Origin of the sequence: Rhizobium sp. BR 317 (genome assembly GCF_047445835.1) — a bacterium.
GTDB classification, from domain to species: Bacteria; Pseudomonadota; Alphaproteobacteria; order Rhizobiales; family Rhizobiaceae; genus Rhizobium; species Rhizobium paranaense.
On record NZ_JARWLB010000001.1, the window covers coordinates 207,053 to 222,399 of the forward strand.

The 15,347-nt window shown below is 59.2% G+C and carries 9 protein-coding genes; 4 read left to right on the forward strand and 5 right to left on the reverse strand.

What is annotated here, in order from left to right; all coding sequences use genetic code 11:
* Positions 1–72 precede the first annotated feature (72 nt).
* The 3 genes from QD357_RS01005 (at position 73) to QD357_RS01015 (ending at position 4,395) form a co-directional block, all read left to right on the forward strand.
* On the forward strand, positions 73–1,884 hold the full coding sequence (locus tag QD357_RS01005) for an extracellular solute-binding protein (protein WP_107107998.1): 1,812 nt from the start codon (positions 73–75) through the stop codon (positions 1,882–1,884).
* Positions 1,885–1,994: 110 nt separating this feature from the next.
* Positions 1,995–2,666 (forward strand): DsbA family oxidoreductase, encoded by a 672-nt coding sequence (locus tag QD357_RS01010; protein ID WP_028753186.1) that lies wholly within the window; start codon positions 1,995–1,997, stop codon positions 2,664–2,666.
* Positions 2,667–3,027: 361 nt separating this feature from the next.
* Positions 3,028–4,395 carry an FRG domain-containing protein gene (locus QD357_RS01015; RefSeq protein WP_245407459.1) on the forward strand — a complete coding sequence of 456 codons (1,368 nt, stop codon included), beginning with the start codon at positions 3,028–3,030 and terminating at the stop codon, positions 4,393–4,395.
* Between the two features lie 202 nt (positions 4,396–4,597).
* Here the strand turns inward: QD357_RS01015 and mfd are convergent, their stop codons facing one another.
* Together mfd and QD357_RS01025 are read right to left on the reverse strand one after the other, a co-directional pair.
* Entirely contained in the window at positions 4,598–8,098 is a 3,501-nt protein-coding gene (gene mfd, locus QD357_RS01020; RefSeq protein ID WP_107107997.1) for a transcription-repair coupling factor, read from the reverse strand.
* Positions 8,095–8,409, reverse strand: coding sequence for a succinate dehydrogenase assembly factor 2 (locus QD357_RS01025; RefSeq protein WP_107107996.1), 315 nt, complete (start codon positions 8,407–8,409; stop codon positions 8,095–8,097). Before QD357_RS01025 ends, mfd begins: the two co-directional genes overlap by 4 nt.
* A 172-nt stretch (positions 8,410–8,581) precedes the next feature.
* Here QD357_RS01025 and recG point away from each other — a divergent pair, with 172 nt between their 5' ends.
* Positions 8,582–10,687: an ATP-dependent DNA helicase RecG gene (recG, locus tag QD357_RS01030; protein ID WP_107107995.1), complete on the forward strand. Its 2,106-nt coding sequence runs from the start codon at positions 8,582–8,584 to the stop codon at positions 10,685–10,687.
* Positions 10,688–10,729: 42 nt separating this feature from the next.
* Here recG and QD357_RS01035 read toward each other — a convergent pair whose 3' ends face one another.
* From QD357_RS01035 to glmS, 3 genes are all read right to left on the reverse strand, one after another.
* Positions 10,730–12,226 (reverse strand): esterase-like activity of phytase family protein, encoded by a 1,497-nt coding sequence (locus tag QD357_RS01035; protein WP_107108143.1) that lies wholly within the window; start codon positions 12,224–12,226, stop codon positions 10,730–10,732.
* A 230-nt stretch (positions 12,227–12,456) separates the two neighbouring features.
* Positions 12,457–13,161, reverse strand: a complete 705-nt coding sequence (locus tag QD357_RS01040; RefSeq protein WP_107107994.1) for a DUF502 domain-containing protein — start codon at positions 13,159–13,161, stop codon at positions 12,457–12,459.
* A 175-nt stretch (positions 13,162–13,336) separates the two neighbouring features.
* Positions 13,337–15,163, reverse strand: a complete 1,827-nt coding sequence (glmS, locus tag QD357_RS01045; protein ID WP_107107993.1) for a glutamine--fructose-6-phosphate transaminase (isomerizing) — start codon at positions 15,161–15,163, stop codon at positions 13,337–13,339.
* Positions 15,164–15,347: the final 184 nt, after the last annotated feature.

Consider the following 15,347-nt stretch of genomic DNA (forward strand, 5'->3'; position numbering starts at 1 on the left):
TAGGCGCGTGTTGGATTCGGCACTCTCATGATAAGGTTCCGCAGAATCATGCCCCTTACCGGAAAGGATGCCATGCAAGCGCTCCGGATCGCTATTTTCCTGTTCTTCTCAGCATTCTGCGGTGCCGCGCTCGCTCAGCCGCTCTATGGTATCGCTATGCATGGAGATCCCGCCCTACCGGCGGATTATACGCATTTTCCCTACGTCAATCCGAACGTAAAAAAGGGCGGCCATATCAACTATGGTGTCGTCGGCACATTCGACAATCTCAATCCCTTCATCCTGAAAAGCATGCGCACGACGGCGCGCGGCATGTGGGATCCGGATTACGGCAATCTCATCTACGAATCGCTGATGCAGCGCTCGCGTGACGAGCCCTTCACGCTTTACGGATTGCTGGCGAAGACGGTCGAATGGGACGACAGCCGCAGCTATATTCAGTTCAACCTCAATCCGAATGCCAAGTGGTCGGATGGGCAGCCGGTAACGCCCGAGGATGTGATCTTCACCCTCCAACTGCTGCACGATAAGGGTCGCGTGCCGCTTTCGTCCTGGCTGGAAACGATCGGCAAGATGGAGAAGGTCGGCGAGCATAGCGTCCTGATCCATTTCAACGAAAAGGCCAATCGCGAAACGCCACTGATCATCGCCTCGTCGCTGCCGATCCTGCCGAAACATGCGATCGACCCCGATAATTTCGACCGGACGACGCTCAGCATTCCGATCGGCTCTGGCCCCTATAGGGTCAAGAGCATCGATCCCGGCCAGCGCATCGTGTTTGAGCGCAATCCCGATTATTGGGGCAAGGACATTCCCGTGAAAGTCGGCGTCGACAATTACGACGAGATTTCAGTCAATTATTTCCTGCAGGAAACCACGCTGTTTGAAGCCTTCAAGAAAGGCGACATCGACATTTATCCCGACGGCAGCCCCGGCCATTGGCAGGTGGCCTATGATTTCCCGGCAGTGACCTCCGGCGCTGTCGTCAAAGACGTTTTTAAGCCGGAATTGCCGAGTGGCATGTTCGGTTTCGTCTTCAATACGCGCCGGCCGATCTTTGCCAACAAGAAGGTTCGCCAGGGCCTAGCACTTGCCTTTGATTTCGAATGGGTGAACCGGAGCCTCTCTTCGAACGCCTATACGCGCACGCAGAGCTATTGGCAGAACTCCGACCTCTCCTCGCTCGGCGTGCCCGCGGATGCACGCGAGCTTGCCATGCTAGGCCCGATCAAGGATCGCATCGATCCAGATGTACTTGATGGCACCTACAGGCTGCCCGTCAGCGACGGTTCTGGTCGCGACCGCGCCATTTTGCGCAAGGCCGTCGATCTGCTCAAGCAGGGCGGCTACACGATCAAAGGCGAAAAGATGGTCGATAGCACCGGGCGTCAACTCAGCTTCGAGATCATGACGCAGAATCCCGACCAGGAACGTATCGCAATCGCCTATCGCCGATCTTTAGCGCTGCTCGGCATCGCGGTGACCATCCGCACCGTCGATGATTCGCAATATCAGCGCCGGACGATAAGCTACGATTACGATATGATCTTGAAAGCCTACCCGTCATCGCTGTCGCCTGGCATCGAGCAGGTAGGGCGTTGGGGGTCTGTTGCCGCCAAAACCGAGGGCAGCCTCAATTTTGCGGGTGTCGCCGATCCTGACGTCGACATGTTGATGGATCATTTCCTTGCCGCCCGCTCCGCCGAAGATTTCCGGGATGCGGTGCGCTCCTTCGATCGTATCTTGATTTCCGGCTACTATGTCGTGCCGCTCTACCATATTGGTCAGCAATGGGTGGCGCGGCGCAGCCGTATCGCCCATCCCGATGTCCTGCCGCTCTATGGCTATCAGTTGCCCGTTTGGTGGGATGCATCGGTGCAATAAAGGCTTCCGCCGCCAATTGTTACCCGGTTCCTTTTCGGTAACTGGTTGAAGCCTCCGCCCTAAAGGCCTAGATGGCACCTTAAAGCCCCATAGATCGGAAGGATTGAGCCATGGAACGCATCACGATCGATATCGTCTCGGACGTCGTTTGTCCGTGGTGCTATCTCGGCAAGGCTCGGCTGGAGCTGGCAATCGCCGAGGTGCAGGACGAAGTGGGCGTCGACATCAACTGGCGGCCCTATCGCCTCAATCCCGACTATCCGCCCGAAGGCGTCGACCAGAAGACGGCGCTTGAGCAGAAGCTCGGCGGCGCCGAGCGCGTCGCGCAGGCGCACAAGATGCTGACCGATCTCGGCCGCGAAGTGGGCATCAAGTTCGATTTCGAAGCGATCAAGATCGGCCCGAACACGCTTGACGCCCATCGCCTCATCCAATGGGCAGGCACCGAGGACCGCGAGAAGCAGGAAAAGGTGGTCACCGCCCTGTTCAAGGCCAATTTCGAAGAAGGCCGCAATGTCGGCGATCATGCCGTGCTGCTGGACATCGCCGAAAAGGCCGGCCTCGACCGCTCCGTCATCGCCACCCTGCTCTCCTCCAACGCCGACCGCGATCTCATCGTCGGCGAAATCGACGCCGCCCAAAAGATCGGCGTCAACGGCGTGCCCTTCTTCATCTTCGACCAGCAATATGCGGTGAGCGGTGCTCAAACGCCTGACGTTCTGGTTGGGGCGCTGCGGGATATCGCCAAGCTAAAGGCGGAAGCGCGGGCTGGGATGAATTGAGCGTATTCCTATTTCCATCGTTAGGGAGCAAAGGTTGACGACCATTTTAGAGAGGTGGGAGACCGCTTTGTGCCAATTGTGGAGCCTTAATTTCTAGATTCGAGGCTTTCCCGTCGCATTCCAGTTTTCTCTCGTGGTCAGATAGATTGCAATCAGTGCGTAGTTTTCCTCGGAGGCACGAAAATTCGGCTTAAGGTAAGCGCAGCCTCCCGGAAAAAGATCTTCATCTTGTTAGGTATCGCGTCGCCAATTTCACCGCTCCAATATTATGGCCGTTAGCCAGATCTTATTGTAGGGGTGATAGATGTGAATACTAGCCCAGACTATTGCAGGGCTGCATATGCCGCAGAGGAGCGCTGGCGTGTCGGAGAACTTCAATTATATCTCCTTTGGCAACCGGGACTATCTAGACGGGGATGAAATTGACCTCACCATGAGCAGAGGTCGCATGTTCGAATATACCCCTACAGATATCGAGAAGCGGCTCGAGGGGGTTGGATCGACCGCCATAGACTTTCTTGAGAAGTTGCCGACATTCTTATGTAGCGAGATTTCAAAAGATTTGGGCTTCGTGTCGATGCTGATCAAGTACGGTCACATAGGACAGACGCAAGCAGACAGAAAAGAGGTTTCGACCCGTTTTAAGGTGGTGATCGATTTTGGAGAGGTAAAGTTTGATAGCGTAGAAGAGGCTAAAGAGCTCTTCGGGGCTGACGGATTTCAGCTCTACCGGACGCACTGGGCCGTTCGATCGGGTGATTTTCGAGACATTCTTAGGAAGATTGCGCAAGCTTATCCAGAGTTTCATGGCGCTATCGAACAACAGCTAACTCCCGATGAGACAACCGTCGTTGCCGAGCCTCCGGTGCGCGAGAAGAATATCATCGGTGTAGCAGATAGCGTTGAGATTTTCCTTGGCTTACTCCATGGATTGCCCGTTAATACCTCGATGGAAAACTTCTATCGTGGACATGAGGATGCGAGCTTTGAGTTGACGCCTTCGCTTCTCAGGAAATGGCCGGATGGAGCATGGAAATACATGCCGAACGAGGATCGGCTCTGTAAGGAATTACTCATAGCGCATTATGACGAATTCCAAGGCGATCAATATTGCTTTGACCGCCTGGTTCGTATGCAGCACTACGGGCTACCCACCCGCCTGTTGGATATCTCCGGCAATCCACTAATGGCGCTATTTTTTGCCTGTTATTGCAGGGAAGATCTTATGAACAGTGACGGAGAAGTCATCATATTCCGTATCGAGCGTGAGAAGATCAAATACTACGACTCTGATACTGTGAGTTGCTTATCCAATTTGTCCAATCTCACTAACAGCCAAAAGAGCGAAATTAATCTCGGTATGGAGTTGATCCAGTTTAACAATGAAGATGTCGCTCACAAGCTACTTCACCATATCAAATCGGAAAAAAGCTACTTTGAAGGTCGCATCCAGCCCGATGATCTCGGCTCCATCCTCTGTGTCAAAGCTAAGAGGACGAACAGTAGAATAAAATCTCAGTCCGGTGCATTCCTCCTATTTGGACATGAGGCGATATTGCCGGAAGTTGGCACCGACGGGATTGAAATCGCTCGAATAGGGATCACGAACAAGAAGCATATCCTCGCCCAACTCGACAGCATCAATATTAATGCAACAACGGTTTACCCGAGCATAGATCAAACTACAGTTCATCTCCGCGACCGATATTTGCAGCCGCAATCGACTTGAGTGCAGTCTGTATTGCGAGAGCTAGCTCACTCTTGGAGGTTTAAAATACACGTGGAGTGACAAGGTTGCCTATAGCATGAGCTCCCATAGCCAGACCCTTGACGGGGAATATTATTGACTTTTGTCCTCGGCCCAACACGCCAGTATCCGTATCGAATCGCGAGTTGCTGCTGATGGTATTTGCTACATACCATCGCACCCACTACTTCGCCAATTCCGCCAACTGCGTCATCACCACAGCCGCGCCCTGGAGCCGTTTTTCCGGTGATGGCAGGTCGCGGGTCAGGAAGACGCTCTGGTCGGGGCGTATCTTTGCCATGGTGCCTTGCTTGGCGATATAGCCGACGAGGTTGGCCGGGTTCGGGAATTCCTTGTTGCGGAACTGCACGACGACGCCCTTCGGGCCGGCGTCCAGCTTTTCGACATTGGCGATGCGGCAAAGCGACTTGATGTAGACGATCTTCAGGAGATGCTGCACCTCCAGCGGCATCGGGCCGAATCGATCGATCATTTCGGCACCGAAGCCGTCGATCTCCTTGATCTCGGTGATCTCGCCGAGGCGGCGATAGAGCGCCATGCGCAGATGCAGGTCCGGCACGTAATCGTCGGGGATCATGACAGGCGTGCCAACGGAAATCTGCGGCGACCAGCCGGTATCCTGGATCTCGTCGACGCCCTTGACCTCGGCGACAGCCTCTTCAAGCATTTGCTGGTAAAGCTCGAAGCCCACTTCCTTGATGTGACCGGACTGTTCTTCACCAAGCAGATTGCCGGCGCCGCGGATATCGAGATCGTGGCTTGCGAGCTGGAAGCCGGCGCCGAGCGTGTCGAGCGACTGCAGCACCTTCAGGCGGCGCTCCGCGGTCGTCGTCAGAACCTTGTTGACCGGCAAGGTGAAGAGGGCGAAGGCGCGCACTTTCGACCGACCGACGCGGCCGCGCAACTGATAGAGCTGCGCCAGGCCGAACATGTCGGCGCGGTGGACGATCAGCGTATTGGCCGTCGGCACGTCGAGACCGGATTCGACGATGGTAGTCGACAGCAGCACGTCATAACGGCCTTCATAGAAGGCGTTCATGATGTCTTCGAGCTCACCGGCCGGCATCTGACCATGCGCGACAGCCACTTTCAGCTCCGGCACATCCGACTGCAGGAAGGCGTGGATGTCGGCGAGATCGGCCAGGCGCGGGCAGACATAGAAGCTCTGGCCGCCGCGATAATGCTCGCGCATCAGCGTCTCGCGGATGACGAGCGAATCGAAGGGCGAGATGAAGGTGCGCACCGCCATGCGGTCGACCGGCGGGGTGGTGATCAGCGACAGTTCACGCACGCCGGTCATGGCGAGCTGCAGCGTGCGCGGAATCGGCGTTGCCGACAGCGTCAGCACATGCACGTCGCTCTTCAGCTCCTTCAGCCGCTCCTTGTGCTTGACGCCGAAGTGCTGCTCCTCGTCGATCACCAGTAGGCCGAGATTGGCGAACTGGATGCCGGAGCCAAGCAGCGCATGCGTGCCAACGACGATATCGGTCTTGCCATCGGCCACTTCCTTCTTGGTCAGCGCCAGATCCTTGGCGCCGACAAGGCGCGAGGCCTGCTGGACGCGGATCGGCAAGCCACGGAAGCGCTCCGAGAAGGTCTTGAAATGCTGGCGGGCAAGCAGCGTCGTCGGCACGACGACGGCGACCTGTACGCCATTCATGGCGGCCACGAAGGCGGCGCGCAGCGCCACTTCAGTCTTGCCGAAGCCGACGTCGCCGCAGACGAGGCGGTCCATCGGCCGGCCAGCGCCGAGATCGTCGCGCACCGCGTCGATGGCGTTCATCTGATCTTCGGTCTCGTCATAGGGGAAGCGGGCAGCAAACTCGTCGTAAAGCCCTTCCGGCGAGGTCAGCACCGGCGCATGCCGCGTCAGGCGCTCGGCCGCGACGCGGATCAACGCGCCGGCCATGTCCAGCAGGCGCTTCTTAAGCTTGGCCTTGCGCATCTGCCAGGCGCCGCCGCCCAGCTTGTCGAGCTGCGCCTCCGTGCCCTCGCCGCCGTAGCGCGACAGGAGATCGATATTTTCGACCGGCAGGAACAGTTTGGCATCGTCGGCATATTGCAGCTCGAGGCAGGCATGCGGCGCGCCGGCCGCCTCGATGGTCCGGAGGCCGACGAAACGGCCGATACCGTGTTCGGCATGGACGACGATGGAACCCTCGTCCAGACCAGCCACTTCGGAGATAAAATCGGCGGCGCGTTTGCGGCGTTTGGAGCGGCGCACCATGCGGTCGCCAAGAATGTCCTGCTCGCCGATGACGACGAGATCGCCGGCCTCGAAGCCTGCTTCCAGGCTCAGCACGGCGGCGGCCGCCTCGCCCTTCTCCAGCGATCCAATATCCTTGAAGGCTTCGATCGTCTTGACGCGGGCAAGCCCGTGTTCGGCCAGCACCTGTAAAAGGCGATCGAGCGAACCTTCCGTCCAGGCCGATATCAAGACCTTGCCGCCGGCGGCGCGGCGGTCGGCGATGTGCTTGACCACGGCATCGAAGACGTTGACGCGCTCGCTATCGGCACTCTCGGTGGAGGATCGTGCCCAGCGCGGCCCCTGACGGGCGTCGACACTGACGACGCGGCGCGCCTCGCCCTCATGTTCATTGAAGGGCGAGATGCGCATAGCATTGAAGGCATCGAGTGCCTTGGCGAAGGTATTGCCGTCAAGATAGAGCTGGCCGGGCGTTACCGGCTTGTAGGGCGTGCCCTGCGCCATCTGCCCCTTGGCCGCCTGCCCGGAATTCAGACGGGCATCGTAATAGTCGAAGACGAGCTTGGAACGCTCTTCGGCCGCTTCGCGCACCGTGTGATCGGTGACCAGCCGGAAGCCGCGGAGATAGTCGAAAACCGTCTCCAGCTTCTCATAGAACAGCGGCAGCCAGTGTTCCATGCCGGCATAGCGACGTCCCTCCGAGACAGCGACATAGAGGGCGTCGTCGCGCGTCGCCGCGCCGAAAGCTGAAAGATAGTTCTTGCGGAAACGGCTGATCGTATCCGGCGTCAGCGTCACTTCGCTCATCGGGTTGAGGTCGAGGGAGCGGATCTGGCCGGTGGTGCGCTGGCTGGCGGGATCGAAACTGCGGATGCTTTCCAGCGTGTCGCCGAAGAAATCGAGGCGCACCGGCTCTTCCGTACCCGGCACGAAAACATCGAGAATGCCGCCGCGCACGGCATATTCGCCGACTTCGCGCACCGTCGCGACACGATCGAAGCCGTTGCGCTCCAGACGGCCGGCGATGTCATCCATATGCACCTGATTGCCCGGCCGGGCAGAGAAGGCCAGGCTCTCGATCACATCCTGCGGCGCCACCTTCTGCAGCATGGCATTGACCGTCACCAGGACGATCGCGGCATGCGGCTTGTGATGGTGGGCGATCAGACCGGAGAGCGCTGCCAGGCGGCGGGCCGAGGTGTCGGAACTCGGCGAAACGCGGTCATAGGGAAGGCAGTCCCAGGCGGGCAGCGTCAGGACCGGAATATCGGGCGCGATGAAACCGAGCATCTGTTCGACGTCGGCCATGTGCTGGCCATCGGACATGACATAGGCAACCGGTTGGCCTGTTTTCGCCAGCTCGGCCAGCAGAAAAGGCTCCAGGCCGGCGGGAACATGGCCAATCGTCAGCGGCTCGCTTGCCGCGATCAGTTTCTTCGCGTCGAAACCAGGGATCATCTGGTTATCCCAAGCTTTTCGGCGACCTGCTCGAAATCGGGCTGGTAGGCGGCAAGGCGTATGAATAACGGCGTCCGCAGATGCTCCGGCACCGGCTGCGTTCCGAGTATCCATTTGACGAGATCGTTGTCTTCCTCGGCCATGATGCGCTCGAGTTCATCGAGTTCGGCCTCGGCAAGCCGGGGCAATTCGTTGTCGGCGAACTGACCGAAAACAAGATCCATCTCGCGGATACCGCGGTGCCAACAGCGAAAGAGAATGCGCCGGCGGCGGGGATCGAGATCGGCACTGCTGAGAGTCAGCCCAGTCATCAAAAACACCTTTATGTTGATGGGTCTCTATAAAACCAGCCTTGAAAGGTGGGAACCGGTTTTTCGGAAAAAAGCATGCCGAGCGCAATTTTCCGGGGAGTATGTGCCTCCTAGAAGCTCGCATGACCCTCAGGCCTTGCCAAGCCACCCTCCCCGTCGCATTTTGCCGGCCATGCGACCCGCCATCCTCGATCCGCTGTTTACCTCCGTCTCTTCGCTGCCCGGCGTCGGGCCGAAGATTGCCGAACTGCTGGTGAAGCTGCTCGATCGGGAAAGCATCGACGACTGCCGGGTCATCGACCTGCTCTTTCATGCGCCGCATTCCATCATCGACCGGCGTGAGCAGCCGGGCATTGCGCGGGCGCCGCAGGGCGCGATCGTCACCATCACCGGCCGCGTCGACCGCCACCAGCCGCCGCCGAATGCGCGCAGCAACGTGCCCTACCGCGTCTTCCTGCATGACGAAACCGGCGAACTCGGTCTGGTATTCTTCCGCGGCAAGGCGCAATGGCTGGAAAAGCAACTGCCGATCGATGAAGTAGTGACCGTCAGCGGCAAGGTCGACTGGTTCAACGGCCGGCCGTCGATGGTGCATCCGGACTACATCATGCGCGAAAGCGAGGCGGAGAACCTGCCGTTGGTCGAGCCGGTCTATCCCCTTACCGCCGGGCTCTCGCCGAAATTCCTGCGCAAGACCATCGAAGCGGCCACAACGCGCATACCGGAACTGCCGGAATGGGACGATGCGGCGCTCACACAGAAGCAAGGCTTTCCCTCGATTTCAGACGGCTTCCACATGCTGCATGCGCCGCGGGATGCTGCCGATATCGATCCGCAGGCGCCAGCCCGCCGCAGGCTTGCCTATGACGAATTCCTGGCTGGGCAGTTGTCGCTGTCGCTTGTGCGCCAGCGTCTGCGCAAGGTTGCCGGCCAGCCCGTGCGTCCTACGGGAACAATCAGCCGGAACATATTGGAATCCCTTCCCTTCTCCATGACGAACAGTCAGAAGGAAGCCGTGGCCGATATTCTCAAGGACATGGCGGGCACGGAGCGCATGCTCCGGCTCCTGCAGGGCGATGTCGGCGCCGGCAAGACGCTGGTGGCATTGATGGCGATTGCCGCGGTCATCGAAAGCGGCGGCCAGGCGGTGTTGATGGCGCCGACCGAAATCCTGGCGCGACAACATCATGCGACGATCTCGAAATTTGCCGCCAGTGCCAATCTTACCGTCGAAGTGCTGACGGGCCGTACCAAAGGCCGCGAGCGCGACGCCATCCTGGAACGCATCGCGTCCGGCGAAGCGCAGATCGTCATCGGCACGCACGCGCTGTTTCAGGATAGCGTGAGCTACGCCAATCTCATGCTGGCCGTCGTCGACGAGCAGCACCGTTTCGGCGTGCACCAGCGCTTGCGGCTGACGGCGAAGGGCATCTCGCCGCATATGCTGGTCATGACCGCCACGCCGATCCCACGCACACTGGTACTTGCCGCCTTCGGCGATATGGACGTTTCCAAGCTCACCGAGAAGCCCGCCGGCCGCAAGCCGATCCAGACGATCACCATTCCGACCGAGCGAACCGGCGATATCGTTGCACGGTTGAAGAGCGCTTTGTCCGAAGGCAAAAAAGCCTATTGGATATGCCCACTTGTCGAGGAAACCGAAGAATCTGATTTAATGTCGGTCGAAGAACGGCATGCGAGCTTGACCAAGGCGCTGGGGCCTGGGATCGGGCTCATTCACGGCCGCATGAGCGGACCGGAAAAAGATGCCGTGATGATGGCGTTCAAGAATGGAGATATCCGCCTGCTGGTCGCCACAACGGTGGTCGAGGTCGGCGTCGATGTGCCGGACGCGACGATCATGGTGATCGAGCATGCCGAGCGTTTCGGTCTGGCGCAGTTGCACCAGTTGCGCGGGCGCGTCGGACGTGGCGACGAGGCGTCCACCTGCATCCTGCTCTATAAGGGCCCGTTGGGTGAAACTGGTCATGCCCGGCTGTCGATCATGCGCGACACCGAGGACGGTTTCCGCATTGCCGAGGAGGATCTGAAGCTGCGTGGTGAGGGCGAGTTGCTCGGCACGCGCCAGTCCGGAACGCCCGGCTTCCGCATCGCCAGCCTCGAGGCCCATGCCGATCTCCTGGAAATCGCCCGCAAGGACGCCGCCTATCTGATCGAGCGCGATCCGGAGCTGACGGGTGAGCGTGGCATGGCTGTGCGTACCCTGCTCTATCTCTTCCGCCGCGACGAGGCGATCCGTTTTCTGAGAGCGGGATAGGTGGATGGACGCGGCAATCGCGTCCATCCAAATCATAGGCCGTTACTTGGCCGAAAGGCCGGGGATCGTGACCTGGAACACCTGGAACATGGTGTCGACATCAGCTCCACCATCGCCCTTATAGGCCGCGCCAACCTGGAAACCGTCCTGGGTCAGGAAGTCGTTGTCGTTGGCGACGAACAGGAAGTAATCGTCCGGCAGTTTCGGATCCATGACGCTCAGGAGCGACATGGCTTCCCACTTTTCGGAGAGATTGTTGCGATCGTTCGGCGCACCATTGTGGAGGCCGAAGCGAGCGAGATCGGCGCTGTCGTTGATGTCGATGAACTGGCTCACAGCCGCCGGCTTCACCGAGGGATCGACGACACCCTTGGGAGCGACCGGCTTATCGGCATCGAATGCCGTGCCGTGAATATCGGTTGCGGCTGAGACATCGACAATGTCGATGCTGCGATAGAGCGACTTATCGCCCTTCACGCCGTAGCCGTTGTTGCTGTCGCGGGCCAGCATGAGGAAGGTCTGCGGCGAGAGAGCCACGATTTCGCTCTGGGCGGCGACGGCCGTCTTGCCCTTGGCGTCGGTGAAGACCGGCAGCGGCACGACATATTCATGCACCAGCTTCAAATGGGCCAGATCGGTGGCATCGTAGACCAAAGTGCGGGTGTTCTGGCGCGTCGAGCTGGAATCGCCGCCATCCTGGCGGGTTGCGGACTGCAGCACGGCAATCAGGAACTTGCCGTCCGGCGTCAGGGACATGCCTTCTAGGCCCTGATTGTTCTGGCGGCCGCTGGTCGGATCCTTCGGGTCCGGAGCGGATTCGCCAGGACCGGGATTGTTGGAGGCGAAGTTGACGGCACCATTGCGCATCGGCAGCAGCGCAGTCGGCGGCGGGGTTGCGGCCATCATGCGGCCATCGGCGGCGAAGCGATAGATATAGGGGCCATACTCATCGCTGATGAACATGGTGCCATCGGGCAGTCGGGCGACGGCTTCGGTATCGAGCGAAATCTTGCCGTTCGGCGCTTGAGGCAGCAGCGGCATGCCATCAGCCGGCTGACGGGTGCCGTTAGCCGGATCGAGACCGGTCGTGTCGGCGCCCTTGTTGTCGGTCAGCAGCACGGTGTCGGCGAGCTTGGCATCGACGCCAGACTGTTCCTTGCCGACCGGCGGTGTTGCGCCCGGAGCAACCGGCGTCAACTGGACATCGATGGTGTTGAGACGCGGGCGATAGTCGGTCGTGCCGACAGCATTGTAGCCGCGGTCGGGCAATAGCCACAGCGAACCTTTGTAGGAACCATCGGCATTGCGCACCCAGCTCTTGGTGTCGATGGACATACCCGAACCGGAGCCGAAGGTCTCGCCGAACTTGTCGCGCAGATTGGCCGGGATACGGCCAACGGCGACGCGGCCCTTGTTGACCAACATGACGCCGCCGACGGCGACGGAGCTATCGGCGAGGGCAGCGATCGGCGCGGAGAAAACAAAAGTGGCGAGCGCTGCGGAGAGCAGCGGCAATGTCATTGAACGCACGTTTTTCAAGGCAATATCCTCCTGATGAAAAAGCCCTTTTTGCTGGAACGGCATTCACCTTCAGACACGGCCAAAGCCGTGTCGAACGATGCATCCGGTTCTAGTGATCCGGACTTCGACAATGAGGTGCGCCCCGATTGCCTTTCCGGCAGACGGTCTAAGACGGCAACATGATAAGGACATGACAACTCGCCCCAAACGCGTGGGCGAGAGAGGAAGAGATCAGAAAAAGCGTAGTTCTAAGACAGCGTTTTTACGGGGACAGGCGCCGGCGGCGGCAGTTCCTTGCCGATCAGCTTTTCCCGATATTCCGGCGAAACCAGGCCGCCGGAGATCAGCAGTTTGGCGCCATCTTCCGGGCTCATGTCGAGGATCGTGATTTTTTCACGCGGCACGAAAACCAGGAAGCCGGCTGTCGGGACGGGCGTCGGCGGCAGGAAAACGGCCACCATGTCATGCCCCATGGCGTTGAACCTCGAAGCGATCTCACCTTTGGCGTCGGTCGAGATGAACACCATCGACCAGAGGCCGGGGCTCGGATATTCGATGAGGCCGACCTTCTTGAAAGACGTGCCCTGCTCCTTCAGCACGCTTTCGAAAATCTGCTTCACGCTCTTGTAGATGGTTCGCACCAGCGGCACGCGCTGCACGATCGATTCGCCGAAGCGGACGATGCTCTGACCGATCAGGTTTTTGGCGAGGAAACCGACGATCGTGATGAAGATCATAGCGATCACTAGGCCAGTGCCGGGAACGGCGAAATTCAGATAGCTCTCGGGATCGTAGCGCGCCGGAATATAGGGCCTGACCCAGCTATCTGCCCAGTGGACCACCGACCAGGTGAGCCAGAGCGTAATGGCGATTGGCGCGCAGATAATCAGGCCCGCCAGGAAATTGTTTCTGATCCGCGTTGCCACAGACACTTTGATGGGTCTATCCGTCATTCGCCGTTCGAAAACTCCGTTCCGTCGCCACCGCTAACCGGCAAATTCCCCCACCATCTCCTATGTGAAACGTGCCAGAAATCGGCACGTAGCACAACCCGCCAGTCACGTCATCGGCGGGATCAGAGCCCCGTTCACGACGACGTTATTTTAGGAAAACAGCGGGGAATGCAGCCTATTCCACCGTCACCGACTTGGCCAGATTACGCGGCTGATCGACGTCCGTGCCCATGAAGACAGCGGTGTGATAGGCGAGCAATTGGATCGGCAGCGAGAAGATCATCGGCGCGATGATTTCATCGACAATAGGCAGGGTAATCGTCGCCATGGTCGGCAGGGTAGAAGCCGCTGCCCCCGCCTCGTCGGTGATGAAGATGATGCGGCCGCCGCGCGCCGCTACTTCCTGCATATTGGAGACGGTCTTATCGAAGAAGCGGTCGTAGGGAGCGATGACGATAACAGGCATGTTCTCGTCGATCAGCGCGATCGGACCGTGCTTCAACTCACCGGCGGCATAGCCTTCGGCGTGGATGTAGGAGATTTCCTTGAGCTTCAGCGCACCTTCCATGGCCAGCGGGAAGCTGGTGCCACGGCCGAGATAAAGCACATCCTTGAATTTGGAGATCTCGCGGGCAAGGCTTTCCATCTGCGGCTGGATGATATTCAGCACCCGGGCCATGATGCGCGGCATCTCGACGAGATGGCCCACCATCGCCTGTTCATCCTCGGCGCTGACCGTACCACGCGCTTTGCCGGCGCCGATTGCCAGAGACGCCAGGACTGCAAGTTGGCAGGTGAAGGCCTTGGTCGAGGCAACGCCGATTTCGGGGCCGGCCATGATCGGGAAGACGGCATCGGATTCGCGCGCGATGGTCGATTCCTTGACATTGACGACGGCACCAATCTTCAGGCCATTGTCCCTGCAGTAGCGCAGCGACGCCAGCGTATCGGCCGTTTCGCCGGACTGCGAGATGAACAGCGCGGCTTGCGATGGCAAGAGCGGCATCTCGCGATAGCGGAATTCGGAGGCGACATCGATCTCGACCGGCAGACGGGCATAGCGCTCGAACCAATATTTGCCGATCAGGCCGGCGAGATAGGCCGTGCCGCAGGCTGAGATCGCGAGGCTGGATACGGCGTTGAAATCGATCGACGACGCATTCGGGTGCACCCGATGGCTGCCAAAATCGACATAATGGCTGAGCGCGTGAGAGATCACCTCCGGCTGCTCGTAAATTTCCTTTTCCATGAAGTGGCGATGATTGCCCTTGTCGACAACATAGGCGGTCGCCTGCGATATCTGCCGAACGCGGTTGACCTCCCGGCCGCTGAAGTCGACGACCGTGGCGCCAGCGCGGGTGATGATCGCGCAGTCGCCATCGACCAGATAGGTGATCTCGTTGGTAAAGGGCGCCAGCGCGATGGCGTCGGAGCCAAGGAACATCTCGCCATTGCCGAAACCGATGGCGAGCGGCGGGCCGGAACGGGCCGCCATCAGCGTGTCGGGATCGTTCTGGAACATGACGACCAGTGCATATGCACCAGTGACGCGGTTCAGCATCTTCAGCATGGCTGCGCGCGGATCGAGGCCCTGGCGGAGATATTTCGCCAGGAGATGCGCAACGACTTCCGTATCGGTCTGGGTGGCGAAAATCCTGCCCTCGGCCTTCAATTCTTCGCGCAGCTCGGAGAAGTTCTCGATGATGCCATTGTGGACGACGGCGACGCCTTCGACAAAATGCGGATGGGCGTTGGTTTCGTTGGGAACGCCATGCGTCGCCCAACGGGTGTGAGCAATGCCAGTTGCGCCGGGCAGCGGCTCGACGTCCAGCCGCTTTTCGAGATTGAAGAGTTTTCCTTCGGCGCGGCGACGATCCATGACGCCGTTATGAATGGTGGCAACGCCAGCCGAATCATAGCCGCGATATTCGAGACGCCGCAAGGCATCCACCAATCGCTCCGCCACAGGCTTCGTTCCGACGATCCCGACAATGCCGCACATGCAATTCTCCGTCTGCCCAAAATATTGGAGCAAGTCCTAATGATTCTAATCGTTTTCTCAATCGCCGCGATGGTCACTTTCGATTTCTGACCGTTACGCGACCCTACCGCGCCGAGGCATCCAAAGGATGCGTTGCGGACACAGCAGGACTTTAGAGTAGCGCACAATCCTTTCCTTAAATCGA

Bases quoted from the DNA above. Each gene is read 5' to 3' on its own strand.
- QD357_RS01005 (WP_107107998.1), top strand. From the start codon at position 73: ATGCAAGCGCTCCGGATCGCTATTTTCCTGTTCTTCTCAGCATTCTGC.
- QD357_RS01010 (WP_028753186.1), top strand. From the start codon at position 1,995: ATGGAACGCATCACGATCGATATCGTCTCGGACGTCGTTTGTCCGTGG.
- mfd (WP_107107997.1), bottom strand. From the start codon at position 8,098: ATGATCCCTGGTTTCGACGCGAAGAAACTGATCGCGGCAAGCGAGCCG.
- QD357_RS01025 (WP_107107996.1), bottom strand. From the start codon at position 8,409: ATGACTGGGCTGACTCTCAGCAGTGCCGATCTCGATCCCCGCCGCCGG.
- recG (WP_107107995.1), top strand. From the start codon at position 8,582: ATGCGACCCGCCATCCTCGATCCGCTGTTTACCTCCGTCTCTTCGCTG.
- QD357_RS01040 (WP_107107994.1), bottom strand. From the start codon at position 13,161: ATGACGGATAGACCCATCAAAGTGTCTGTGGCAACGCGGATCAGAAAC.
- glmS (WP_107107993.1), bottom strand. From the start codon at position 15,163: ATGTGCGGCATTGTCGGGATCGTCGGAACGAAGCCTGTGGCGGAGCGA.